Source organism: Thermodesulfovibrionales bacterium (assembly GCA_035622735.1).
Taxonomy (GTDB): domain Bacteria; phylum Nitrospirota; class Thermodesulfovibrionia; order Thermodesulfovibrionales; family UBA9159; genus DASPUT01.
Genome location: DASPUT010000098.1, coordinates 1 through 23228 on the forward strand (window position 1 = coordinate 1; position 23228 = coordinate 23228).

Consider the following 23228-nt stretch of genomic DNA (forward strand, 5'->3'; position numbering starts at 1 on the left):
ACCGAAAGGGATATCTCTGTTGAAGACAGGATGAACCTTATCGGAAAGATCGAGCGGATCATACGGAAACATAAATTCGATCCTGAAGAGCTTCTTGACCATATCAGGGCGATTGAGGTTCTTTATCCGAAGAAGGCGGGACTCGTTGATGATCTGACAGGGGTTTTCAGCCACCGATACTTCCAGATCAGGTTGGCTCAGGAGGTCGAACGAGGCCTGAGGTACAAGCAGCCGCTCAACCTCCTGCTTATCGATGTAGACTTTTTCAGCGAATATGCTGAGAAGAACGGCGAACAGATTGCGAACGATGTCCTGAAGAAGATTGCTGACCTCTTGAGAAAGAACGTCAGGGGTTCTGATGTTGTGGTGCGGTATGGGGGAGACGCATTCGCCATAATCCTCCCCAACACGGTTCTCTCGGCTGCCCTCGCCTTAGGTAACAGGTTCAATGCTATCATCAGGAATTACCCCTTCCTCCATGAGGAGACACAGCCGAGGGGACGAGTAACGGCCAGTGTCGGTCTGACGTTCCTCGACGGTCAAACGCCGGAGGAACTCATCCTCTGCTGCGAGAGGGCCATGTCCCATGCGATCAAAATGGGGGGCGACCGGGTGGAGATTTACTCAAAAGAGATGGATGAGGCCGAGGCACTACCCCCAGTCTGATATCCTGATCGATACCTTCGAGAGTCCGATCGGCAGGCTCTATCTCATATTCTCCGGAGAAACATTGACGGGGATACTCTTCGATAAACCGGAAGGTTCCCTGCCGATGAAGGCAAGCAAACGATCCGCGCTTTTCAAGGTCCAGCTGAATGCCTATTTCAAGGGGCAGCTCACCGCGTTTGATCAGAAGATCGGCTTTTCCGAGGGCACTGACTTTGAAAGAGAGGTCTGGCTCAACCTGAGGGAAGTCCCCTTTGGAGAGACGAGGTCCTACCGGTGGCTGGCGGAACGGATTAACAGACCGAAAGCGGTAAGGGCGGTCGGACAGGCGCTCAGCAAGAATCCCCTGCCTATCATCCTCCCCTGCCACAGGATCATAGAGTCCGACGGCTCGCTCGGGGGATACTCGGGAGGAGTCGACATCAAGAGGAGGCTTCTCGATCTGGAGTATTACGCAAGGCAGTCGCTGAGAGATAACGTGCCGTGATATGCCGTTCCAATTCAATCTCTGCTTTCGAACAAAACTCGGCGACTCCAATGCTCTGAAGATCACTGCCACTCCCTACCCAGGTAGGATTGACTCCTGAATGCTCCTGTAATAAGCTTTCGTTAGGCAACATCATGGACAAGCCATCTGATATCCCAAAGCCAATTCAGGACGCTCGGAATGTCGAATAGGGAAAAAGCCTGCAATCGAAGGGATGAGGTCTGCTGCACGGAAAACGAGAGAAGACGGGACAAACGCTACAGCTACCATCAGGCGATAGAATATTCTCGTGATCCGGACGAAGGAAGCCGGCAGGGCATCGCGGTCAATTTCAGTTGCTCAGGACTCTGTATGTATCTGCACGAGAATCTCAGCGTTGGGCAAAAGATAACGGTAAGGGGTGAGCAACAGGGTGACGCGCAGAAGGCAACCGTTCGCTGGACCCGGAAAGTCGATGAGAATTTTTTCATGGCCGGACTCGAATACGATGACGACTGATGGCAGTATCATTTGTAAAAGTTCATAGGTAATCTCCGCTCAAATGTGAAACAATGTGAGTTCCTCGCGGTAGTTGCTTGCGTTATGGTTCATGGTAGCCAATGTGCGGGAATCCGCCGTTGCGTTCGCACCACTACCGTGAGCGGCACGATCCCTAACCTTCTCAACCCGGACCAATGGAAATGAACGAGGGCGACGGTCTCCATCTCTGTTTGGCTTTAAGGAGCGAATGCACCGCCAGTAACAGGTGCACTGCCAAGAAGAAATCGCAATCCTGCTCAAGGTGAATCAAATATAGGGATTCGTTCCCACATCCTTCCAATAAATCTGCGATTTGGTAGAATAGACATGAATCGTGATACAGATCAAGCCTATCGAAAAAGGGATTATTGCACTGGCGCTCATAACGCTTCTTTTATGCGGCCAGGGTAATGCTTCTGAAAGGAAATCGTCTCTTCGTGCGACGGATTCGGAGCTCGGCCCGCTCATAAAAAAGAGGTTGACGGAATGGAAGATCCCGTCGCAAAGGGTTGTTGAAGGAGAACCTCTATGCGCATCGGTTCTCGTAGAAAGATTCTATCGGAGAAGAAACTATCGACCCGCGTGGAGAGAAGACGGCGGCACGATACAGGCCGAGCCCCTGATGAGGGCTGTGGAGGATGCCCATGACGACGGGCTGACGCCAGATCACTATCACCTAGACCTCATAAAATCTCTGCTCGCCAAGGGAGGGAAGGAATCATTTGCGGACGCGGCTACTTTGGTCGATCTCGAACTACTCCTCACGGATACATTCCTTGCCCTCGGTTGTCATCTTTCAGGCGGGTGCGTAAATCCTGTTACCATCGAGGCAGAATGGTTTGCGAAACAGAGAAATGTGGATGTCCCCTCCGCCCTCGAGCAGGCCCTCAAGAAAAAACAGGTTAGAGAAGCCCTCGCGATGATGCGTCCCGAACAGGTCTCCTACGAGAGGTTGAGACAGGCCCTCGCTTTTTACAGGGAACTATCATTAAAGGGAGAATGGCCCCAGGTCTCCGCCGGCCCCGTCTTGAAGAAAGATGCAGTATCCGACCGGGTCGTGGAGCTGAGAAAGAGGCTCGCCGCGTCCCGCGATCTGGAGGCTGAAGAGGGAACGGAAGCTTCTCTCTTTGATACAAGGCTGAAACAGTCGGTAATCTCGTTTCAGAAGCGACACGGACTGAAAGCCGATGGAATCGTCGGCTCCGCCACACTCGATGCCCTCAATGTTCCCCTCAGTGATAGGATACGGCAGATTGAATTAAACATGGAGCGGCTGCGGTGGATACTCGGCAACATCGAGCGGCGCTGCATCATTGTCAACATCGCGAATTTTGAGTTGGATGTTCTTGAGGGCGGGAAGTCGATTCTCTCCATGAGAGTCGTGGTGGGGAAGCCTTACTGGGACACCCCTGTCTTCACGGCAAGGATGACGTACCTCATCATAAATCCTTCATGGACCGTTCCGGAGAGGATTGCGCGGAAAGAGTTGCTGGAGACGATCAAGAAAGATCCTCATTACCTCACCGAACAGAATATTACGACATTGAGGGGATGGGGATCTCAGGAAGAGGAGATGGACCCTGAGGCGATTAACTGGTCGAAGGTCACGGCAAAGAATTTGCCATACAGATTTCGGCAGGAGCCAGGCCCTCAGAACCCCCTTGGGTCCCTCAAGTTTATGTTTCCGAACAAATTCGATATCTACCTCCATGACACGCCGGTCAAGCGTCTGTTTTCGGAGAACGTGCGCACCTTCAGTCACGGCTGCACCCGCATCGAAAAACCACTCGAATTGGCCGTGTATCTCTTGCAGGGTGACCCCTCCTGGACGCACGAAGCCATATTGGCTGCCATAGAAGAAGGGACTGAGCAAGAGGTGAGGATTCCAATTCCTTTAAACGTCCATTTCTTTTATCTCACCGCCTGGGTCGATGAACAGGGCGCCGTTCAGTTCAGAAACGATATCTACGGAAGAGACAAGCGTCTCGATGAGGCCCTCCGCAAGAAACCGTCTCTTCAATGAAGGTCGATTATTTAGCAGGCACCGTATCCTCATCTCTTTTTACTCCTTTTCGTTGGCAGTTGCGATTTTTCTTAGATATGGTTTATAACAAACAGACCGTGAGGGATCGATGAGCAGTCATAAAATGGGCCGGCGAGATTTTCTCACCGCGGGATTGCTGACAGCGACCGCGTGCCTTTTCCCATTCGAATCTGTCGCTGCTGCCGCAAGGTTCTTATCCCCTGATCGAGCGCTTTCCTTCTACAATGCCCACACGGGCGAGAATATGAAGACCGTTTACTGGCAGGAGGGCGCGTATCTGCCGCAAGCACTCGCCGATATCAACTACATCCTTCGCGACTACCGGACAGGGGAAGTCAAGGAAATCGATATCGCGTTATTGGACCTCCTCTTCTCTCTCCTTCAGTCACTCGAAAGCCCGGGTCCCTTTCATGTTATTTCGGGATATCGGTCTCAGAAGACAAATTCACTTTTGCGTTTCATAAATCGCGGGGTGGTCAAGGACAGTCTCCACATCGAAGGCAAAGCGATAGACATTCGCCTCCCCGGGCGTGAGCTGACAACGGTAAGGAACTTTGCCACAGGCCTTCAGAGAGGAGGCGTCGGGTATTATCCCTTCGCGGATTTTGTCCATCTGGATGTGGGAAGAATTCGTTACTGGTAGCACAAATGATGTTTCATTCTTGCCGCTCACCCTACTCGGTCGGCGCAAGAGAGAAATTCTTGAACATTCCGCAGGGGGGTGTCTGGCGGCAGATCACAGGAGGGCATGAGGATATATTTCCGGTGAGGATCGGAAACCTCGGCAACGCATTCGGCGACCGCCTTGCAGAGCAGAGCGGGCTCCCCGCCGAATATGGTATTGATAACGTCCACGTTCCCTGCGGTGACGAGCCGGTCGCTGTATAGCCTGTATACCTCGCCGAGGGGCACACCCACATCGATCGAGATACAGTCGGCGCCGGTTTCAGGATAGAGAAGGAGCTGGGGACGTATGTCTCCGCACTGGTGGAGAAAGCGCCCGATCCCGTATTTCCTGAACTCTTCGAAGAGTTTCCTTTCACAGGGCAGTACCACGTCGCGATAGAGGTCGACGGGGATCAGCGTGACGGCACCTTCCGGTATGGAGATGCCGTCGATAAGACCCCGCTCGATGAGTGGCCCAAAAAGCGCACGGGAGAGACGCAGACCGAGCTCGCAGACCTCCAGGATGAAGGTCTTGTCCGACGCTATCTTCTCCGTGAGGAGATTCCAGTCGCAGAGGATCATGGCCCAGGTGAAGGGGCCCCAGGACGTGGCACAGAGAAAGCGGTCGGGAAGGTGCTTTCTCAAAACAGCGGTCATTTCATGGAGCGCGAGGGTGTGAGGAGAGTGGGAGATATCCACGTTTTCGAGACACCGCGCGTCTTCAGACTTCTCGATCAGGGGAAAGGAAAGGAGTGGGGCCTGTTCCCCGCGGAAGGCGAGGGTGCCTCCTATCGCCTCGGCCGGAAAGGTATTGAGACCCGACCCGGCAAAAACGATATCGGTATCGAGCTCCCCCAAAAAGTCTGCGAGGGTCTCGGCAAAGATGACAGGGTTTTCGGCGAGGTCCTCGATGATGAGGCCGGTCTGCCGGTATGCCCAGAGCCCGGCACCGAACAGAGCACGGGGCAGACGCTCGCTGCGCTCCCCTCGTAAGACCCGCCTGATACTTTCCCGCCTATCCACGGACATCTCGATCCATCACCGTATGTACGCATCGGTCACGTACCTCCGCATCATCCTGTGTGAGTTGAAGTAATAGGCGTTCTTGCCGATGGCGTTCTGCATGATCCGTATCCACGCATTCCGGTCCCCGTAGAATGTGGGCATGACGACATGTTCGAGCTTGCGGTAAAGATCTTCCGCATCCTGTGCGTTGTCAGCGCTGCTTTCGGAGGCATGATTTTCGGAAGGGTACGGCCCGATGGACCAGCCGGTAAAATTTTCTATGTGCCCTTCTATCCACCATCCGTCAAGGACGCTGAAATTGGGGACTCCGTTGTGGGTAGCCTTCATGCCGCTCGTTCCTGAAGCCTCGAGGGGTCTCATAGGGGTGTTGAGCCAGACATCAACACCCGAGACGAGTTTCAGCGCCATATCCATGTTGTAATTCGGGAGATACGCCACGGGGATGCTGTCCTTCAGTTTTTCCTTAATCACGAAGATCTTCTCTATGAGCCTCTTCCCGGCATCGTCCCTCGGATGTGCCTTTCCCGCATAGATTAACTGGAGCTTACCCCTGCCGATCCTCTCAAGCCTCTCGATGTCGGTAAAGAGGAGATCAGCACGCTTGTAAGCCGTCGCCCTCCGTGCGAATCCGAGGGTGAAGATTTCAGGGCTCATCTCGACCCCTGTCTCCAGCCTGACAAAATCGACAAGGACCTTCTTCGCTTCCCCGTGCGCCGCCCAAATCTCATCATCGGGTATGCGGCCCACCCTGACGAACAGCTCCGGCTCATTCGCCCAACCGGGAAGGTACTTATCATAGAGCCTCCTGAAACTCTCACAGGTCCATGTGAAGGAATGGACCCCGTTCGTCACGGAGTTTATCTCGTATCCCGGAAACATGTGCTGGGAGACTTCTCTGTGCTTCTTGGCAACCCCGTTCACGTATTCGCTGAGATTCAGGGCAAGCAGGGTCATGTTCATATGGTCCTTACCGGCGAGGTCTTGCAAAACTTGAAGAGGAAGCGGTTCACCGAGCACCCTCGTCACGAGGTCGTAAGCGAATTTGTCATGCCCCGCTTCAACGGGCGTGTGCGTGGTAAATACGCAGAGGTCTCTCACCTTCTCCACATCCCACACGAGGCGCTCATCCCAAACCTCTTCGATATCCCTCCGATACTCTTTCAAGAGCTCGAGGGCGAGGAGACTCGCATGCCCCTCATTCATATGGTATTTCCTTATCATGAATCCCAGTCTGTTCAGCATCCGGACGCCCCCGATTCCGAGGACGATCTCCTGCTTCAGCCTGTAAGATTTGTCGCCGCCGTAAAGTTGTGCGGTTATTTCCCTGTCTTCGGGGGTGTTGTCCGGGAGGCCGGTGTCGAGGAAGAAGACGGGGATCGTACCGCCCGTCAGACTCCGAACCTCATAGAGCCAGGCCTGCACCGATACATCCCTGCCCTCTATCTGGACTGTTATCTTCCCGGGGAGGAGTTCCATGCATCTCGATACATCCCATCTTTCAGGCTCTTCAGTCTGCCACCCTCTCTCATCAAGGAGCTGACGGAAATAGCCTCCTCTGCTGATCAGGGTGACGCCTACCATCGGGAGTCTGAGGTCTGCGGCAGACTTTATTGTGTCTCCCGCGAGAACCCCTAGCCCGCCGCTGTATGTTGGCATCTCCTGCTTTATCCCAATCTCCATCGAGAAGTAGGCTATCTTCGGATCCCGGGTATATTTCTCCAAACGATCCTGAACGGTGGTTCTCACCATAGTAACGCTCCTCTCACTTCGCAAGTCTCTCCTCTTGTCATGAGGTGATTATATAGCACATACGCAGCCGTCCTGTCCATCCTCCGGCAATCCTACCCTCGCGGAAAAATGGACTCCGGCAGTTCACTCTCCGGAGACAGACGGTCTTTACCCTGGTCACCGTTTATTGTAAGCTATGTAGTAATTCGTCACTCGGCCGGATGACGACAGGGGGAAACTCGAGACAAATGAATCGTCCCGTGACGCGGCCCGGTGCCTACGGCCGTTATCTGTCTTGAAGAGGTTAGTCTTGTGGAAGAGATTGCTGAGTTAATCAGACAGTATCACCTTGAAGAAGATTCTGAATATGTTATTATTCCTCTCTCTGACAAGAACGGCAAGGTCAGACGGTGCTTCATCCTCAAGAGGAGGTTTATCAGGATAGTTTACCCTGACGGACATTTTGCCGATTATCCCCTCGGTGAGATAATCGAGGCAACGGTCAAATATCCGGAACTCCCCCTGAGCGAGTCGATGAAATTCGTGCATAGAGAAACAGAAGTCCCAACACCCGGGGGTACCGGTGACGAAGGACAATCGGAGGCAGAAGAAACAGAATGAAGAAAAAGATATTCATAAACGCAAAATATCCCGAGGAAAAGAGAGTCGCGATCGTGGACGGAGACCTCCTCGTCGACTTCTATGTTGAAGTGGCCTCAAAAGAACATCTCAAAGGAAATATCTACAAGGGCGTCGTTACGCGGATAGAACCGGGTCTTCAGGCGGCATTCGTGAATTTCGGGCCTAAGAAGCATGGCTTTCTCCAGATGAGGGAGATCATGCCCGAGTACCTTACTGCCGGGGGGGAGGGGAAAAGACGGAGGATACAGGATGTCCTCGTAAAGGGAAAGGAACTCATTGTGCAGGTCGAAAAGGATGAACGGGATACAAAGGGTGCGAGCCTGACCACTTACATATCCCTTCCCGGCAGGTATATCGTCATGATGCCCGGGCAGGAGCGGATAGGGATTTCGAGAAAGATCGAGGATAGAGAAGACAGAGAGCGCCTCAAGGAGGCTTTCCATTCCCTCAAACCCCCAAAGAATGCCGGTTTTATCCTGAGAACGGCGGGAAGCGACAAGACCGGTGAAGACCTCGCCAATGACTTAAAGTACCTGACGAAACTCTGGACCAAAATACAGCATGAATCAAAGAAGGTTTCGGCACCGGCCCTCATCTATCAGGAGCATGACATCTCAGTGAGAACCGTGAGGGATTATCTCACCTCGGATGTGAACGAAGTGCTTGTCGATGACCAGGCCGCGTACAGAAATATCAAGGAATTTCTGAGAAAGACCTTGCCCTGGCGCAGGATAAACGTCCGGTATTATAAAGATGCCAAGCCCATCTTCAGCAGGCACAATCTCGAAGAGCAGATCGCGAAGATCAACGAGCGATACATCTATCTGCCTTCGCGGGGATATCTTGTCTTCGACAGGACGGAAGCGCTTACCGCCATTGATGTGAATTCGGGACGATCCAGAAAAGAGGAGAATGTAGAAGCGACCGCGCTGAGAACGAACCTTGAGGCCGCGGACGAGATAGCGAGGCAGCTCAGACTGAGGGACATCGGGGGTCTCGTCGTGATCGATTTTATCGATATGGAATCGTCGAAAAACCGGAGAGAGGTCGAAAACGCCCTGAAGACGGCGATGGGCTCGGACAAGGCCCATACGGACATAAGCGGAATCTCGAAGTTCGGACTCATCGAGATGACGAGAGAGAGACTGAGGACGGCCTACGCCGAATCGATACACACGAAATGTGAAAGCTGCGGGGGTACCGGTATCCTCAAGACGGAGAAGATGGTCGCCATTGCCGCGTTCAGGGAGATTCATACCCGGGTTTCACAGGGCGGCATAAGGAGTGTCACCTGCCGTCTGCCCGTCGAGAGTGCGAATTATCTCATGAATGCAAAACGGGACGAGATCGGCATGCTCGAAAAGGATTCTCTTGTCGCCATTAATATTCTCGCAGACACCTCTGTTCTCCGTGGGCAGTTCAGCGTTGAGTCTGAAAAATCCGAAGTGGCTCCGGAGGCGCCTCCGACGGAGTAGAAGCCCCCGAACCGATCAGGAAATTTCGTGGTCTCGCTTTCTTGTCAAGGGGTCTTGTCCGCCCAAATACTTTCCCTGAGGGGTAGGGGCGTGATAGAATAGAAACAACAGAAACAGAGGCAAAGGAGGAATCATATGGCAAGAGTGGTCACCTACGAGTGCGACGAGTGCGGATGCGAGGTCGTTGTTACAGAGACGGCAGAAACCGATTTGAGCCCGCTCTATTGCTGCGGCATGGAGCTTACCGAGGTTTCGACGGAGAAGAAAGCCGCAAAACCAAAAAAGAAAACCTCCGGGAAAGCGGTCAAGAAGCCGGTGAAAAAAGCACCGAAGACCGTAGCGAAGAAGCGAGTTACAAAAAAGACGAAAACGACCGCAAAGAAGAGGGCATCAAGAAAATAGTCTGCGACGGTCAAACGGGCTGCTTTCTTAAAAAAGCCTTATGAGCCGCCCTGGCTCCCTGCCCGGTAGAATGAAGACTTAAACCTGTCGGGATGAAAGGGCTTCAACCTGACGACCGTACAGGCAGGTACCTGAGTCTTCAGGTCCTCTTCCGAAACGCGCTGGTCATACCCGAGCGCGATGATATCGGGTGCGAGTTCGCCAAGGATAAAGAAGAGGTCCTGTTCCAGGTTGCCGAGGACGACCCGCATAGGTATGCCCGTTGCTTCCACGTCCGTCTTCCTGCGGTTTTCATCGTGCTCAGGCCGTATGCCTTTTATCCTTGCGACCGTCTCGTCCCTCGCGACAATGACAACGAGTTCGTCTCCGAGAGCCTTTGCCTGAAGAAGGTAGTCGATGTGACCGGGATGGAGATGATCGAAGGTGCCTGCGCAGACGACGCGCTTCAATTCAGTTCACCGTACCGTTCCTGAAAATGCCTTGGCATACTCGATGACTATCGCCGCTTGCTCTGCAAGGGCGGTACCGAACTCGATCTCGTCACCGTCAAATTTCCTGTGATCTTTAGCAAGAATCCTGAGTACCCCGATGACCCGCCCCTGGAAGGTCATAGGCACAACGAGCATGCTCGATATGCCCTCCTCCCTCGCCTCCTTCTTATAAACGATCCTCGGATCATTCGGCACGTCATAGATCGCAACGGGCCTTCCCTCGAGGGCGTCTCCGACGCTCTTTTCTGCATCAACCGGTCCCTTATTGAGATACCCTTCACTGAGGCCGTAGGAGGCGACGAGTTCAAGCCTCCTGCGGGATGCATCGAGAAGCCGGATCGTAGCTGCATCAGTGTTCATGGCATGGGCTATTCTCTGCACGATCAGGTTCATCACCTCTTGAACGCTGAGGGTTGAACTGGCCGCCTTCGCTATGTCCTGAAGGGCCTGGAGGTACTTTGCCTCCTTGTACTGCCGCCCGTACATCCTCGCATTTTCTATGGCGATCCCGCATTGTTCGGCAAGGGCCGCCGCAAAGTCGATGTCCTGCTGGCTGAAGTGTCGCGGCTCCGCGGTGAGGAGTCTCAGTATCCCAATTGTCCTGCTCCGTACGACAATCGGCAGCGTAAGCATGCTCTTGATACCCTCATCCTGAGCCTCTCGCCGGTAATAAACCCTCGCATCACTGGAGACATCATAGATGGCAACCGGTCTCTCTTGCAATGCCTCCTTGATATTTGTCTCCATATCGACGGGTCCCCGCCCGAGATACCGCTCACTCAACCCGTATGCGGCCGCGAGTTCGAGGTTCTCTCCGGAATTATCGAGGAGCCGTATGGTCGCAGCCTTGAGATTCATCACCTCGGGGAGCGTCCTCGTGATCAGGTCAAGCACCTCCTTCAATTGAAGGGATGAACTTGCAGCCCTGGTGACCTGTTGAAAGACCCTGAGGTATTCCTTCTCCTTTGATACGGTCTTCTCGAAGACCCTTGCGTTCATTATGGCGACTGCCGCCTGATCTGCGATCGCGGTCACAAACTTCAGATCCTCCCCGGAATATTCGACGGGTTCTGCCGTATACATCCTCAGGACGCCTATGACTTCATCTCCAAAACGGAGCGGGACGGAGAGGATGGTTCGGATTCCTTCTTCCATCGCCTCCCGCCGGTACCGAGCATTCTCATCGGAGGTGATGTCGTAGACAGAGGCGGATTTACCCGTCAAGGCATCCGTGATGCTTCCGTCGTATTCGACCGGCCCTTTGTTGATGTAGAGGTCGCTCAGCCCGTGATAGGCAGCCAGCTCGAGTTGCTGCGTCTCCTTGTTGAGAAGCCTGAGGGAGCTCGCCTTGACATTCATCACCTTGACCACATTCGTCGCGATGAGGCTCAGGACTTCGTTGAGAGAGAGGCTCATGCTGATCGCCTTACAGATACTCTGATAGCTTTCGAGATATATCCGCTTCGTGAAGATCTTTTCAGCGCAGCCGGGACATATGGAATGGGTTAATTCCCCTAACCCGGCCGCGGCAAAGTAGGCCTCGATGCTCTCCCACTCCTCCTGCTCCGTCCTGATCTTCTTGCACCAACCGCAGATGGGGATCAGCCTCCCCCGACTGTTGCCTTGCACCGAATCTCCTCCCTCTTTATGCTTCCTGTCTTATTGATGTATTTTACCCTTCCCTCCTCTCTTTTTTCTCCGTTTTCAGTTCGTTTCAAAAAGATTTGCTTATAAATTCTTTTAATGAACCCATGAGAGGACCGTTCCGGAATGTGGTATTATATTTATCATGGTTGAGAGCATCGATTATAAGAATTTCAACGAGGAAGAAGACCGCATCTATAAGCATACCATTGCGATGATACGGGCGAGCATCAGTGACGGGGTGAAATTTGATATCGCCTGCGAATTCGTCACGCGTGATGACGGGGAATTGAGGAGTCTCATCATCGATGACGCACTCAAGATCGAGATCGCGGAGTTGCATTACGGGCAAGGACTTTCTCTTCTCGACGTATCAAAGAAACTCGGCGTCTCGATGGAAAGGCTCTTGAAGGCCAGCTCCGAGATGATGGAGGATGTCTTCAATACCGCGACCGAGGCGGCCAAACGACCGCCCGATGGTTCCAAACCGAGCACGCACTAAAAACGGATGAAGCGGGTAACCCTCTTCACACTAAGCACCTGCGCTGTCTGCAAGAAAGTGAAGAAGTTCCTCGATGACAACAGCATACCCTACACTCAGATCGAGGTTGATACTCTCGAGAGCGGAGAGCAGTGGCTTATGACAAAGGAACTTAAGAAACATAACCCTCAGGCCACCTATCCAACGGTCGTCGTGGAAGAGGTTATTCAGGGTTACGACAAGGATGCCCTGGAGTCAAAGCTCCTCGGGGGCGAACAGGGAAAGTCCTCCGGGTGAGGGAATGGCGGCGTGCCGGGGAGACATCCGCTGAAGGAGCGAATGGATTGAAAGACGAGAAGGAATGTGGTCTTGGTAACGACATCTTCGATATACTGGGGCTCAGCGATATAAGAGAGAACCCCGATATCCTTGCAAGGATCAAATTCGATGTTACCCCGCGGATGGTCATGGAACCGAGATTCGGGTCAAACCAGGAAGACCTCCTGAAACTCGCTGAGATCTCCGGTTACATGTTCTATGTGGAATCCCAATGCGAGCCGCCTGCGCTGATGCTCCTGAAGGTCGGGCAAAGGGATGTCACCTCCACCGTCGGAAAGATCGATGAAATCCCCGGAGAGCTGGTGAGGAAAGCGATAGAGAACCCTGCAGACACGCCGTCGAACGGAATGTACGCGATTACGGACGAGATAAAGGGGTGGTTGAAGAAGGAACTGCAGCGTTAGTCTTTATCTGAAAAGTCATGCCCACAGGACAGCGTACAATTCTCACCTAATTTCATTCGAAAACAGGACCATTCATCATAGGCGATCAGAGGAATGGTCCTTCCTGAAAGCCGTGGTTTCATGAGCTTGCAACGGTATCGAGGGTACCATTGGAATTTGTTATCCCTGATTCCAGATTACTTCCAATAACCGTCGACCATAAAGATGCTGGATCAGCCTTCCTAATTATATGATCTCTTTAGCTATTTTCCACCTTCCTGTAATGCCTTACAGCCTTCCTGACTTCCTGCATCACATGCTTTTTGAAAATCTGAAACGGCAAGATCAGGGGAGCCGCGGAGGGAATAGGCATATCCACGGTTAACGTACGCTATACCATCACCCGGCTGCAATGAGATAGCTTTATTGAAATCGTTTATCGCCTCACTATACAGACCTTTCTCGCCATGTACAATTCCCAGACCGATATATGCTTTATGATTGAGCGGGTTTAGCTGAATTGATCTGTCAAAGTCTGCTTTTGCTCTATCCACTTCTCCAATCCGGTTCAAAGCCAAACCCCGATTATAATAAGCAGTATCGTCAAGAGGCCTCAAGTCGATCACAATGTTATAGTTCTCTATGGCAAGATCATAATGGCCCATTTGGGCGAGCACCAAGCCACGATTATTGTATGCTTTATAATATGAGGGCCTCAGAGATATTGCCTTGTCGAAATCTGTTATCGCTTTATCGAACTGCCTCATTCGATAAAAAACGACGCCGCGATTATAATAGGCCCTAGGTACCGTTTGCGGTTCTTTTTCAATCACGTAACTCCATAAGTCAATGCTATTTCTCCATACGCCTATTTGCATGTATGTTAAATATGCCATAAGAACAAGTGACGAAATGATTACAAACACACTGACAGGCTTAATCCACGGGTTAGATATAAACTTTTTTGTCAACAACCATGACACGCATACCCCCACAACAAGAAGAATGCCGATGCTGGGTAAATAAGTATATCTGTCAGCCATTGCTTGACTGCCAACCTGAACAATACCGAGTACAGGGACCAAGGTTATGACATAATAGCTCCATGCTGACAAAAATAATTTTTGCTTTCTTGCCACAACCAAGCAAGCTGCAGTAATCGCGATAACAATGATAATGGCCGAGAGGTATTCCCAAGCTAAGAGTGGCATGTCTTTCAGGGTTGGATAAGGATAAAAGGGGATCAGATCCAAGGGAATTATCATCTTCCCAAGATAGGCCGAGAGGGATTTCATTCCCGTAAGCAACCGCGTTGATAACGGGATCTCCTCAATGGAAGCAAGAGAGGCCCCCGCTTTTTGCGCTGCCACAGTTAATGCTGATGATAGACAACTTAATAAGATAAAGGGCAACTTTTCCAAAAGCGCTGACTTAGATATATTCAGTGATCGATACCGATCGTAGGGGTACCAGTCCAAAATGATTAGGACGGCAGGAAGGCTCACTGCCATAGGCTTACTCAACAGAGCAAGGATGAAGAATCCGAGCGAGCTTAAGTACGTTCTAACGAGCAACAGCGGTTTTTCTCTGTCTACCCTGCTATCTATAAGCCTTAAATATTTTGTATACATGATAATGCTGAGCAAGAAGAAAAGCGCACAAAGGAGATCTTTTCTTTCAGCAACCCATGCCACTGACTCGACATGCACGGGAGGAAGACCAAACAACAAACCTGTCACCCCCGCCGCTATAAGTGTCGCTTGCCTGTTCAGAAAAAATGATGGTCCATTTTGTGAGAGTACATAATTCCGTTCCTCAATAAGTCTCATCACGAGAACTATGACAAGAAAAGTGTTGAGGGCGTGTAAAGCATTGTTGGTCAGGTGATGTCCAATAGGATTCAACCCCCACAAGCTGAAATCTATAGCATGGGATATCCACGTAATCGGATGCCAGTTACTATTATAGAAATGTCCAAATGCCCATCTGAAGAAGCTCCCATCTAAAGAGCGTATGTGAAAGTTATCGTAAACATATTCATAATCGTCCCAGTCAACGAAGTCATTCTGAAGAGACGGCAAGAAGACGAGAAAAGCCAAAAAAGCAATAATAGCAGCAACGCTATAATTAACGAGCAAATGTTTCTTTATTTTCAAGAATGCTTACCTTTTGATAAATGATGAACGCTTTTCAATATTATACTGACATTAAGGGAATAAGATAATCTATTTGAAGCATGATTACTATATGCTATCAGCGGAGTGACTTCCTCATATTCTTTCCGAAGTCAACAGTCAAAATGGTTTGCAACTGGTGAGACTTTGTCGGTGAACTTGAGGTGAAGACCTCAAGACCGAGGACAAGATTTCCCTATGAAATCATGCGCTCACGAATTACCGTTATTAATCCACATTTCGATGAGGCAGATATAAAATCAGGGCTACTTCCAAGGCAACGCCCAACGACGAAGATAGTGCCTGCCAATGACTCTACCGTAACGAGTTCGGAAACACTTCAATTTGCCGATGAGTTTGTCATGTGTCCGGAACAGGCTGCCTTTCGGGTAGCTACTCAAGATACTTGCGATATGATAGAGTAATGTTGTCATTAGCATTCTTTGTCAAAACAGGAGGGGAAGGAATCCAATGAAAAGAATGGGCATTCTGGTAAGCGCTTTGATTCTGCTGCTTGGGTTGTCTTTGCCTGTTCAGGCATCGCTTGTGGACATGAACGACGGAACGATCTATGACACGGCAACTCAGCTAACCTGGCTGAAGAATGCCAACTCAGCAGGGATGATGACCTGGACCGAAGCTGTTGCATGGGCAGAGAGTCTGAATGCCGGCAGTGGGTTTGCGGGCTTAAAAGGCTGGCGGCTTCCGACGACCACTCAGCCGGACAAGACCTGTTCGGATCAAGCTACGCCCGGCGGCAGTTTCCCTCTGCAAGGGCACGGACATAATTGCACCGGCAGCGAAATGGGGTATTTGTATTATGTTTCGCTTGGCAACACGGCAGGCGGCCTTGTGGTCAAACCCGGGCCATTTACGAATATCCGGAAGAACTTCTACTGGTCGGGTACCGAGTACGCCCCAAGCACTACACATGCGTGGAGCTTCGTTGTCCGCAATGGCTTTCAGTTCTACAACCTTAAGACCTTCAACTACTATGTGTGGCCGGTGCGACCCGGAGAAAGGGCACAACCTAACCCTGCCCCGACTCGGCAATGAGATTCTTAAAGCGAATTCGACCATGTACTGTAGGAACACAAGAGGGAGGGAATTTAATGAAAAGGATAGGCATCTTATTGGGCGCTTCGATCTTGGTGCTTTGGTTGTCTGTGTCTATTCAAGCAACGCTTGTGGACATGAACGACGGAACGGTCTATGACACAGCCACGCAGCTAAGCTGGCTGAAGAACGCCAACTCGGGAGGGTCGCCGATGAACTGGGATCAGGCGGTTGCTTGGGCCGCAAGCCTGAATTCCGGCATTGGGTTTGCGGGCTTAAAAGGCTGGCGGCTGCCGGAGACCGCCCAACCGGACGCAACGTGTTCGTATCAAGCCGCCCCGGGCGACAGCTTTCCTCTGCAAGGGTACGGACATAAGTGCACCGGTAGCGAGATGGGGCATCTGTATTATGTTTCGCTGGGCAACACGGCGGGCGGCCTATTAACCAACAGGGGGCCTTTTGAGAATATTCAGGCAGACGACTACTGGTCAGGCACCGCCTTCGCACCAAATACGGAAAGCGGGTGGTTTTTTTTCTTCTTCAATGGCTTACAGAACTACACGAATAAGGCCACTTGCTATTATGTTTGGGCAGTGCGTCCTGGAGCAAGAGTACAATCAAAGCCGATGCCGCCAAGGTAACGATTCCCAAGCGCCACGGACAGTAGCGCTTAGGCATTTGAATTATTCGGCAATTAAGGCCCTGAAGATGCAGGGATTTCCCATGCAGTCATTTTATTAAACTCTCTGAGAAGTCATTGTCGATTTTCCCACGGTAAGGCACAATTGACTCGACAGCATCTTACCACACGACAAGGTCTTATATTGAACCCGTAAATTTGATTGACAAAACGCTCATATCTGATATATTAGCAATATCAAGGGTTCACATCTTCTGTAGAAAACACCTTAGAGGAGGAGATCCATGAAGAAACCTTTCTTCATATTGTTGCTGCTCGTGATCTTTGCTCCACTCGTATTTGCCGAGGTCGGGGTGAAGAAGAAGAGGCCGTTACCTCCTGAATACGGACGGGTGATCATCAATAATTATTCACAGAAGGCCGGTATTCCGCCTGTCGCGTTCGACCACTGGCTGCATCGCGCGAAGTTTACCTGCAGACTCTGTCACGTCGACATCGGGTTCGGGATGAAGGCGGGAACAACAGAGATTAGGGAGACCGACAACATCGCCGGCTACTATTGTGGCACGTGCCATAACGGCAGGACGACTATCAACGGCAAGAAGGTGTTTGAGGCGTGCTCCAAAACCGATGTGGGTGACAGGAGCAGATGTCTGAGATGTCATTCTCTCGGTCAGAATGTCAGGCCGGAATACGACTTTAAAATCTTTACTCAGGATCTCCCAAAAGAACGCTTCGGAAACGGGATCGATTGGGAAAAAGCTGAACATGACAAGATTATCAGCCCTATAGATTCAATGGAGGGCGTCTCGATTAAGAGGAAACCTCTCACCGCGCAGAAGGATTTTCTCGTTGTGCCGACGGTTGAGGGAATGCCTGACATCATATTCTCGCACCAGAAGCACACGGTATGGAACGGATGCGAGCTTTGCCACCCTGAAATATTCGGCAAAGTGAAACGGGGCCAAATTAAGTTCACGATGAACGATAACTTTGAGGGAAAATACTGCGGCGTCTGTCATATGACCGTTGCGTTCCCCATGATTGACTGTCAGAGATGCCATTCGAAGCCGGTGTAGTAATGGCGGGGTAGGAGGCACACAATGGGAGAACTGAAGATCCCGCATTTTGTGCTCATTTTGGTAGCGGTAGTATCTTCAGTGGGGCTGATGAGAGGAACGCCCACGCCTGTGAGTGTGGGCGTTGCCTTTGCTCAGGAAGCCTGGTTGCAGGAATTCAACGATATTTGTGCCAAGACGGAAGAAACGGCTATGCTCAGTTCCGACGATTTGAAGAACCTCGTCGCTCGATGCGATGCACTGAAGCCGCTCATCGACAAGCTTCCCGAGACACAGAAAAAGGTCTATCTCAAGAGACTCCACAGTTGCAGAGACTTCTACGTCTTTGCGCTCGAATCGAAAAGCGACAAATAATTCCGTGCTTCGTGAAAAATATCACCGTGGCGCGCCCGATGATTTCATTTTGGGATGACATCTCTTGCAATCGTCCAGAGGAAAGGCCACAAAGAGATGACAGATACCGCAGGACTCCCCCTCGAGCATGTTGTGCATCCTCAGAGTCTCCGTCGATTTCTTCTTTATATTGAACAGGTCAGGATGACAGCTGGAACAGTCCAGCCACTGCTCGTGAGTCTTGTGAGGAAAGACCGCTGAGGAAATCCCGCTCATCTCCGACTCAAGGACGAAGGTCTTGATATGTACGATTTTCATGGCGCTGCCCGATAAGCTGGTCTTCGGTTTTATGAGTCCCTCATCCAGGGCCTTCGACCAGTCGATTCCATTTCCAAATTTGCTTCTCGGCAGTTTTGCCTCAAGTTCCTGGAGCTTTTTCCAAGGGGCATTCGAACCTTTGCCGTGGCAGCTGTCGCAATTTTTATTGGCGCCTTCCTCCGGCCCAAACGCAATCTTGCCGTTGTGACATGCGGCACAGTATTTGCCGTTCATGTTCCCATTATTACACTGAATGGGCGTTTCATTACGCTTCATCGGAAATTCAAGCTCGTAATGACATACTTTACATGTGTAGTTCACCCTGTGAGTCAAATGCGAAAATTCCACTGGCCGCATATTCTGTTGTCCGCCGGGTCTGGACATGAATTCAGAACCATAGTTTTCGGGCGATGGCAATGGCGGGAGCTTCAACATGCTTTGGGCAAGAGAAAGATCTGCAAGGAAAAGACAACTCAGCAGGAGAAGTATGACCACCTTCATTGTTGTGAAACCCCTGCTAACAAATTTAATGCCCGCAGCAACGAAAAAGAGATTCCTGAAAACCCCTCTGACCGATTTCATAGCACGCTCCGCAAACCCATTCCGGGTTCTGCTACGTGAAACATACAATTCGCCAGGCAACAAGGGTTGAAGAATTTCGGAAGTGTTGCGTTACCTTATACATAGATGCCACCCGTTTTTCTTTATTATCACACAGTGAGTTACTTGTCAAGTAAATAATCGCCAAATGGTTCAAAGGAGTCACTCGCAGACCATGAACACCTCATGACTGTGACGTATTTCCAGAAGAAATGCTGCGAGCCTGAATCCCATTCCGGACCTCCTCCACAGCGGCTTGACGGCACGTCGAACTAAGATGTCGAAGGGACCATGAGCATCTGTTCCGTCTCTTTCCATCTTACTGGAAACGTGATCGTCACGGTAGTGCCCTTCCCTTCCGTACTTTGTATCGTGATATCACCGAGATGCTCGGAGACAATCTGCTTCACAAGAGACAGCCCCATGCCGAACTTATGAAGCTTCGTGGTGAAAAAAGGATTAAAGATCTTTTCACGGATCTCGTCCGGAATGCCGGATCCGGTGTCGGTAATCCTCACCGTAATCCTGTCACTATCACCGGCGCTCGTCACCGAAATGAGTCCTCCCGCCGGCGTCGCGTCGATTCCGTTTTTTATTACATGAAAGAGTGCGACCCTCAGGAGGTTTCTCTCGACGTTCATTTTGAGCGGTTGCTGCGAGAGGTTCAGGTCAAGACGGAGCCCTTTCAGGGAGACCTCCTTCTCCGTGAGCGAGATGATGCCTCTGATCAGCTCATTGACGTCTTCGTGCCTGAATAAGCTCTTCCTGCTCCTCAGGAGATATTCGAAATTCTCGACGACCTTTTCGAGTTTCTTACACTCATCTATGATGCTGTTCATCTTATCGGCCAGCTCAGGGGAGGAAGTCTCCTTCATGAGGAGCCGCTTGCAGGTGCATCCGATTACAACAGCAGGGTTTCTCACCTTATCCGCCACGGTCAACCCGATAAGAGCCATTGTTCGCTCGGCGACCAGCGTTTCCAGTTCCTGATTCATTTCAGTGAGCTCGGCATTAATTCCCTCGATCTCCCGTTCTTCTTTTATGATCTTAAGGTAGAGGGGGTAGATACCCATGAAAAAAAGGCTGACCGAGGCGACAAGGAAAAAGGTGAAGTTATTCAAACTTCCGCTTATCGGGTCAAGGTATCTCCAAAGCGCGAGATGACCTGTGGCGATAAGAAAGGGCCTGACGATATGCCCTACAACCCGCGAGAAAGAATAGAGCACATAGGATGACGAGAGCCAGCAAAAATAGTGCCACAGTGCATTTTCCCGGTTGATCCGGTACAGTTTCAGGCTGGTGGAAAGACAGCGGATGGACAGGATGATCATGATGACATTGCCGACCGTGTCAGAAAGAATGATTGGGAAGAAAGGCAGGAGGGCCGTAAGCGAGGCTTGGGCGCTCTTTTCTTCTTCACCGATGAGCAGGCAATTCAAACCGCGTGCAAAGAAAAAGAGACCGAGGTCAAGGAAGAGGAAGTCGAATCTGCCTATATAGAGGAGATAATCTTTCCCTTCGACCACAACATACTGCCGCAGGTAGTTCCAGCCATCGGTATCACCAACAACCCAAAGTTCCCAAAAACGGCTGACGAAGACATCGACATCCCAGACAATGAACCAAAGCAGGGAGATGGAGAGGAAGCGCCAGGCCTTCTCCTTGTAGAGCCGGTTGCCTACTATTGCGCTGAGGATAAAGATACACGCTATAAAGAAAAATACACGTCCGATCTGGTGTGTATAAATCGCAGGATAATCGTGGGCCACAAAGGCGTATGCCCGCGATGGGATTAAGAACATGCAGATGAGGGGGAGGAAAAGAGAAATCGCCATTTTCATCGACCTGGCCCCTGCTGCTCGTCTTCTCATGAGCGCAAATCCCTCGGCATAAGGTGTCATATCTGAGTTCAATTCTATCAGATACTGGGCAAAATACCAGTAAAATTGCGGGCGTTGCAGTTCCATCCGCACCCTGTCTCTTGATGCAGGGAATCATAGATTTCGTCCATGCACTCATCGTGCATTTGTGGTCTTCGTTGTCTTTATCACCCCCTACGATGCTATGTACAGGATGCAAATGAGTTCCGTCCGGATATTTTTGACGGATGGATGCGATGAATTCAACTACAGATGGTTTATCTTCTGTATACATCTTCTATTCCTCTGATATAATGGTAATAGCTTCAGAGCGACTCTTTAAGCCGCTCCGATGGTGAAGTAGAGTGGAGTAATGCAGAATATGAAAATCGGAAGAAAGTTCTTACTCGGTTTCGGGTCGATCCTCGTAGTGATGTCCCTGCTGGTTGCGGTTGCGGTTATGAACATGAGCGCCCTTCATGAAGACCTCAGAAGAATTGTGCAAGTGAACAACAAGCTACAGAGCATTGCCGCCGGCATGGGCATACTTGTTCGCGAAGACGCTATTGCGGTGCGCAACTGTTTCCTCCAAAGGGAACGGATGGATGAGATGATAAAACGGATCAATGATTGCAATGCAAAATTCGATGAAGCGTTTAACCAGGTAGAACAGATGACTTCGAGCGATGACACGAAGGGGCGCGAGATCCTGTTATCGGTCAAGGAAAGCTGGACAGCATCAAGGGCGTTGAACGAGCGCACCCTGGCACTTTTGAGAGAAGGTAGGCAGCACGAGGCGTTTGCGATGTATGAGAAAGAATCGCGGGCCGCCATGCGCCAGGCTATCCAGGCGACAGAGAACCTCGTGAAACATCAGCAGACGCGAAGCGAGATGCGGTACGATGAGGCGACGCGGCATTACCGGGATACGCGGCTCTTCATGATTTCTGTTGGATTCGCCACATTGCTCCTTGTTATGCTTATAGCCATACGATTCTGACGCGAGATATCATATAGAGAATCAACAATAGGTAACAATGCCTTTCGGTTTGTTGCCGTAACAAACGCTCTCACCCTTTGTCCAGGGAGTCTTATTCAGGCCGCAATCTAAAGTTGCGAACGGCGGTATCGTCGGTGAATCCAACATTTGATAAGTTGCAGAAGGAGACTATCTTTCCGGGGAAAACGAACCGTGCCGGCTCACTTAATCATCGCCTGCCGATCGAATCGATGCAACCGCACTTTCATCGCGCAGACGATGGGCCCGAAGACTTCGTCTTCAGCGTCTCTTCCATCATGAGGATATACTTCAGGAATTTAAATCCGAAGAGCATTAATTCCGCGTCGTCTTTGCGCATCTTTTCCTTAGCAGCTTCATCCACCTCGAAATGTTCCAGGAATTTACTGTCGAAGATAAACCTCCGGAACCTGTCCATGTCATAGCAGGCCATATAAAACATCGCCTGTTTCTTCCCGTCAAACTCGATCCCCGGAGCGTTCAGCATGAGGATGATAGCCTTCCAGTCCCTGTTGAGTTCATCGTACCGGTCAACGCCCTGGTCTTGTCTCCATTGTTCGATGGTCCACTCAACGGGCTCGTCAAAACCCTTACAGTGGTCTTCCTTCACAAAGAAGAAGAACTCCTCGTCCAGAACTTTCTCGTCAACCCTCTTCTTCAGGGTCCCCTGACCGATCGGATAATACCTGCAGTTTGCAGGCCTGTCCTGGTAGATGCTACATCCGTCAGGTGTGACAAAGCGGCAACTCCTCTCCTCGTTGTCATGCATGCGCAAATAGACCATGGGGAACTGGGCCTTCCCTTCGGCCTTTGTGAGAGTGTATTTCTCGAGGAATTCCTCGGATGAAATACCGAGCCGTTTCTTCAATATGATAATGTCATAGGGCGTGAGCATGATATCGATGTTGCTGCAGCATTTCGTAAAACAGGATATCCCCTTATGACATCTGAACCTGAACCTGCTTTTAGGAGTGAGTTGAACGGGATCGACCGCCGACATATTAACCATGGAAGCCTCCGGATTAGTCCAAAACTTTCTCTATTATACCCCACCATTCATCGGATAAACAAACTTTCGCTTTTGAGAAAGACTAAAGACAGATTCGCTGTTTTTCCCTGGAAGAATATCGGATCGATTGATATTGATATAACGTCAGG

24 protein-coding genes are annotated in these 23228 nt (G+C 50.9%); 16 read left to right on the top strand and 8 right to left on the bottom strand.

What is annotated here, in order from left to right:
- From VEI96_05610 to VEI96_05630, 5 genes are all read left to right on the top strand, one after another.
- Window positions 1-666 (top strand): GGDEF domain-containing protein (locus tag VEI96_05610; GenBank protein HXX57457.1); only part of this gene is annotated, 666 nt, incomplete at its 5' end.
- Complete coding sequence (locus tag VEI96_05615) at window positions 638-1153, top strand: methylated-DNA--[protein]-cysteine S-methyltransferase (protein ID HXX57458.1); 516 nt, start codon at window positions 638-640, stop codon at window positions 1151-1153. The genes VEI96_05610 and VEI96_05615, both read left to right, overlap by 29 nt.
- A gap of 180 nt (window positions 1154-1333) precedes the next feature.
- Complete coding sequence (locus tag VEI96_05620; protein ID HXX57459.1) at window positions 1334-1651, top strand: hypothetical protein; 318 nt, start codon at window positions 1334-1336, stop codon at window positions 1649-1651.
- A gap of 355 nt (window positions 1652-2006) precedes the next feature.
- Complete coding sequence (locus VEI96_05625; protein ID HXX57460.1) at window positions 2007-3695, top strand: L,D-transpeptidase family protein; 1689 nt, start codon at window positions 2007-2009, stop codon at window positions 3693-3695.
- A gap of 109 nt (window positions 3696-3804) precedes the next feature.
- Window positions 3805-4359: a DUF882 domain-containing protein gene (locus tag VEI96_05630; GenBank protein HXX57461.1), complete on the top strand. Its 555-nt coding sequence runs from the start codon at window positions 3805-3807 to the stop codon at window positions 4357-4359.
- 26 nt (window positions 4360-4385) lie between these two features.
- Here the strand turns inward: VEI96_05630 and VEI96_05635 are convergent, their stop codons facing one another.
- Both VEI96_05635 and glgP read right to left on the bottom strand, forming a co-directional pair.
- The gene (locus tag VEI96_05635; protein ID HXX57462.1) at window positions 4386-5411 is read right to left on the bottom strand and encodes a uroporphyrinogen decarboxylase family protein; all 1026 of its coding nucleotides are present in this window, start codon (window positions 5409-5411) and stop codon (window positions 4386-4388) included.
- Between the two features lie 9 nt (window positions 5412-5420).
- The gene (glgP, locus tag VEI96_05640) at window positions 5421-7157 is read right to left on the bottom strand and encodes an alpha-glucan family phosphorylase (protein ID HXX57463.1); all 1737 of its coding nucleotides are present in this window, start codon (window positions 7155-7157) and stop codon (window positions 5421-5423) included.
- Window positions 7158-7448: 291 nt separating this feature from the next.
- On the opposite strand from glgP, the gene VEI96_05645 reads away from it, so the two are divergent.
- From VEI96_05645 to VEI96_05655, 3 genes are all read left to right on the top strand, one after another.
- Window positions 7449-7757 carry a hypothetical protein gene (locus VEI96_05645; GenBank protein HXX57464.1) on the top strand — a complete coding sequence of 103 codons (309 nt, stop codon included), beginning with the start codon at window positions 7449-7451 and terminating at the stop codon, window positions 7755-7757.
- The gene (locus VEI96_05650; protein ID HXX57465.1) at window positions 7754-9253 is read left to right on the top strand and encodes an Rne/Rng family ribonuclease; all 1500 of its coding nucleotides are present in this window, start codon (window positions 7754-7756) and stop codon (window positions 9251-9253) included. The genes VEI96_05645 and VEI96_05650 overlap by 4 nt, the downstream gene beginning before the upstream one ends.
- 135 nt (window positions 9254-9388) lie before the next feature.
- Window positions 9389-9655: a hypothetical protein gene (locus VEI96_05655; GenBank protein HXX57466.1), complete on the top strand. Its 267-nt coding sequence runs from the start codon at window positions 9389-9391 to the stop codon at window positions 9653-9655.
- A gap of 38 nt (window positions 9656-9693) precedes the next feature.
- Here VEI96_05655 and VEI96_05660 read toward each other — a convergent pair whose 3' ends face one another.
- Window positions 9694-10104 carry an adenylyltransferase/cytidyltransferase family protein gene (locus VEI96_05660; protein ID HXX57467.1) on the bottom strand — a complete coding sequence of 137 codons (411 nt, stop codon included), beginning with the start codon at window positions 10102-10104 and terminating at the stop codon, window positions 9694-9696.
- A gap of 6 nt (window positions 10105-10110) precedes the next feature.
- Complete coding sequence (locus VEI96_05665) at window positions 10111-11775, bottom strand: GAF domain-containing protein (GenBank protein ID HXX57468.1); 1665 nt, start codon at window positions 11773-11775, stop codon at window positions 10111-10113.
- 160 nt (window positions 11776-11935) lie between these two features.
- Between VEI96_05665 and VEI96_05670 the strand changes: the two genes are divergently transcribed.
- The 3 genes from VEI96_05670 to VEI96_05680 are packed head-to-tail and all read left to right on the top strand — an operon-like array spanning window position 11936 to window position 13014.
- Window positions 11936-12292, top strand: a complete 357-nt coding sequence (locus tag VEI96_05670) for a hypothetical protein (GenBank protein HXX57469.1) — start codon at window positions 11936-11938, stop codon at window positions 12290-12292.
- Window positions 12293-12298: 6 nt separating this feature from the next.
- Window positions 12299-12568, top strand: a complete 270-nt coding sequence (locus VEI96_05675; protein ID HXX57470.1) for a glutaredoxin family protein — start codon at window positions 12299-12301, stop codon at window positions 12566-12568.
- A 47-nt stretch (window positions 12569-12615) separates the two neighbouring features.
- Window positions 12616-13014, top strand: a complete 399-nt coding sequence (locus VEI96_05680; GenBank protein ID HXX57471.1) for a hypothetical protein — start codon at window positions 12616-12618, stop codon at window positions 13012-13014.
- Between the two features lie 242 nt (window positions 13015-13256).
- Here the strand turns inward: VEI96_05680 and VEI96_05685 are convergent, their stop codons facing one another.
- On the bottom strand, window positions 13257-15149 hold the full coding sequence (locus tag VEI96_05685; protein ID HXX57472.1) for a tetratricopeptide repeat protein: 1893 nt from the start codon (window positions 15147-15149) through the stop codon (window positions 13257-13259).
- 489 nt (window positions 15150-15638) lie between these two features.
- On the opposite strand from VEI96_05685, the gene VEI96_05690 reads away from it, so the two are divergent.
- The 4 genes from VEI96_05690 to VEI96_05705 all read left to right on the top strand — a co-directional run bounded on the left by VEI96_05690 (window position 15639) and on the right by VEI96_05705 (window position 18296).
- Window positions 15639-16223, top strand: coding sequence for a DUF1566 domain-containing protein (locus tag VEI96_05690; GenBank protein HXX57473.1), 585 nt, complete (start codon window positions 15639-15641; stop codon window positions 16221-16223).
- 56 nt (window positions 16224-16279) lie between these two features.
- Window positions 16280-16864: a DUF1566 domain-containing protein gene (locus VEI96_05695; protein ID HXX57474.1), complete on the top strand. Its 585-nt coding sequence runs from the start codon at window positions 16280-16282 to the stop codon at window positions 16862-16864.
- A 283-nt stretch (window positions 16865-17147) separates the two neighbouring features.
- Window positions 17148-17942: a c(7)-type cytochrome triheme domain-containing protein gene (locus VEI96_05700; GenBank protein HXX57475.1), complete on the top strand. Its 795-nt coding sequence runs from the start codon at window positions 17148-17150 to the stop codon at window positions 17940-17942.
- Between the two features lie 24 nt (window positions 17943-17966).
- On the top strand, window positions 17967-18296 hold the full coding sequence (locus VEI96_05705) for a hypothetical protein (protein ID HXX57476.1): 330 nt from the start codon (window positions 17967-17969) through the stop codon (window positions 18294-18296).
- Window positions 18297-18317: 21 nt separating this feature from the next.
- On the opposite strand, the gene VEI96_05710 is transcribed toward VEI96_05705, so the two are convergent.
- A complete protein-coding gene (locus VEI96_05710; protein HXX57477.1) occupies window positions 18318-19175 on the bottom strand; it encodes a c(7)-type cytochrome triheme domain-containing protein in 858 nt (285 codons plus the stop codon).
- A gap of 290 nt (window positions 19176-19465) precedes the next feature.
- Entirely contained in the window at window positions 19466-21160 is a 1695-nt protein-coding gene (locus VEI96_05715) for a HAMP domain-containing sensor histidine kinase (protein ID HXX57478.1), read from the bottom strand.
- 265 nt (window positions 21161-21425) lie between these two features.
- Between VEI96_05715 and VEI96_05720 the strand changes: the two genes are divergently transcribed.
- The gene (locus VEI96_05720) at window positions 21426-22052 is read left to right on the top strand and encodes an MCP four helix bundle domain-containing protein (GenBank protein HXX57479.1); all 627 of its coding nucleotides are present in this window, start codon (window positions 21426-21428) and stop codon (window positions 22050-22052) included.
- Window positions 22053-22296: 244 nt separating this feature from the next.
- Here VEI96_05720 and VEI96_05725 read toward each other — a convergent pair whose 3' ends face one another.
- A complete protein-coding gene (locus VEI96_05725) occupies window positions 22297-23079 on the bottom strand; it encodes a YkgJ family cysteine cluster protein (GenBank protein HXX57480.1) in 783 nt (260 codons plus the stop codon).
- Window positions 23080-23228 lie beyond the last annotated feature (149 nt).

Bases quoted from the DNA above. Each gene is read 5' to 3' on its own strand.
- VEI96_05675 (HXX57470.1), top strand. From the start codon at position 12,299: ATGAAGCGGGTAACCCTCTTCACACTAAGCACCTGCGCTGTCTGCAAG.
- VEI96_05620 (HXX57459.1), top strand. From the start codon at position 1,334: ATGTCGAATAGGGAAAAAGCCTGCAATCGAAGGGATGAGGTCTGCTGC.
- VEI96_05655 (HXX57466.1), top strand. From the start codon at position 9,389: ATGGCAAGAGTGGTCACCTACGAGTGCGACGAGTGCGGATGCGAGGTC.
- glgP (HXX57463.1), bottom strand. From the start codon at position 7,157: ATGGTGAGAACCACCGTTCAGGATCGTTTGGAGAAATATACCCGGGAT.
- VEI96_05720 (HXX57479.1), top strand. From the start codon at position 21,426: ATGCAGAATATGAAAATCGGAAGAAAGTTCTTACTCGGTTTCGGGTCG.
- VEI96_05710 (HXX57477.1), bottom strand. From the start codon at position 19,175: ATGAAATCGGTCAGAGGGGTTTTCAGGAATCTCTTTTTCGTTGCTGCG.
- VEI96_05615 (HXX57458.1), top strand. From the start codon at position 638: ATGAGGCCGAGGCACTACCCCCAGTCTGATATCCTGATCGATACCTTC.
- VEI96_05635 (HXX57462.1), bottom strand. From the start codon at position 5,411: ATGTCCGTGGATAGGCGGGAAAGTATCAGGCGGGTCTTACGAGGGGAG.
- VEI96_05630 (HXX57461.1), top strand. From the start codon at position 3,805: ATGAGCAGTCATAAAATGGGCCGGCGAGATTTTCTCACCGCGGGATTG.
- VEI96_05650 (HXX57465.1), top strand. From the start codon at position 7,754: ATGAAGAAAAAGATATTCATAAACGCAAAATATCCCGAGGAAAAGAGA.
- VEI96_05700 (HXX57475.1), top strand. From the start codon at position 17,148: ATGAAGAAACCTTTCTTCATATTGTTGCTGCTCGTGATCTTTGCTCCA.
- VEI96_05725 (HXX57480.1), bottom strand. From the start codon at position 23,079: ATGGTTAATATGTCGGCGGTCGATCCCGTTCAACTCACTCCTAAAAGC.
- VEI96_05670 (HXX57469.1), top strand. From the start codon at position 11,936: ATGGTTGAGAGCATCGATTATAAGAATTTCAACGAGGAAGAAGACCGC.
- VEI96_05705 (HXX57476.1), top strand. From the start codon at position 17,967: ATGGGAGAACTGAAGATCCCGCATTTTGTGCTCATTTTGGTAGCGGTA.
- VEI96_05690 (HXX57473.1), top strand. From the start codon at position 15,639: ATGAAAAGAATGGGCATTCTGGTAAGCGCTTTGATTCTGCTGCTTGGG.
- VEI96_05715 (HXX57478.1), bottom strand. From the start codon at position 21,160: ATGGAACTGCAACGCCCGCAATTTTACTGGTATTTTGCCCAGTATCTG.
- VEI96_05695 (HXX57474.1), top strand. From the start codon at position 16,280: ATGAAAAGGATAGGCATCTTATTGGGCGCTTCGATCTTGGTGCTTTGG.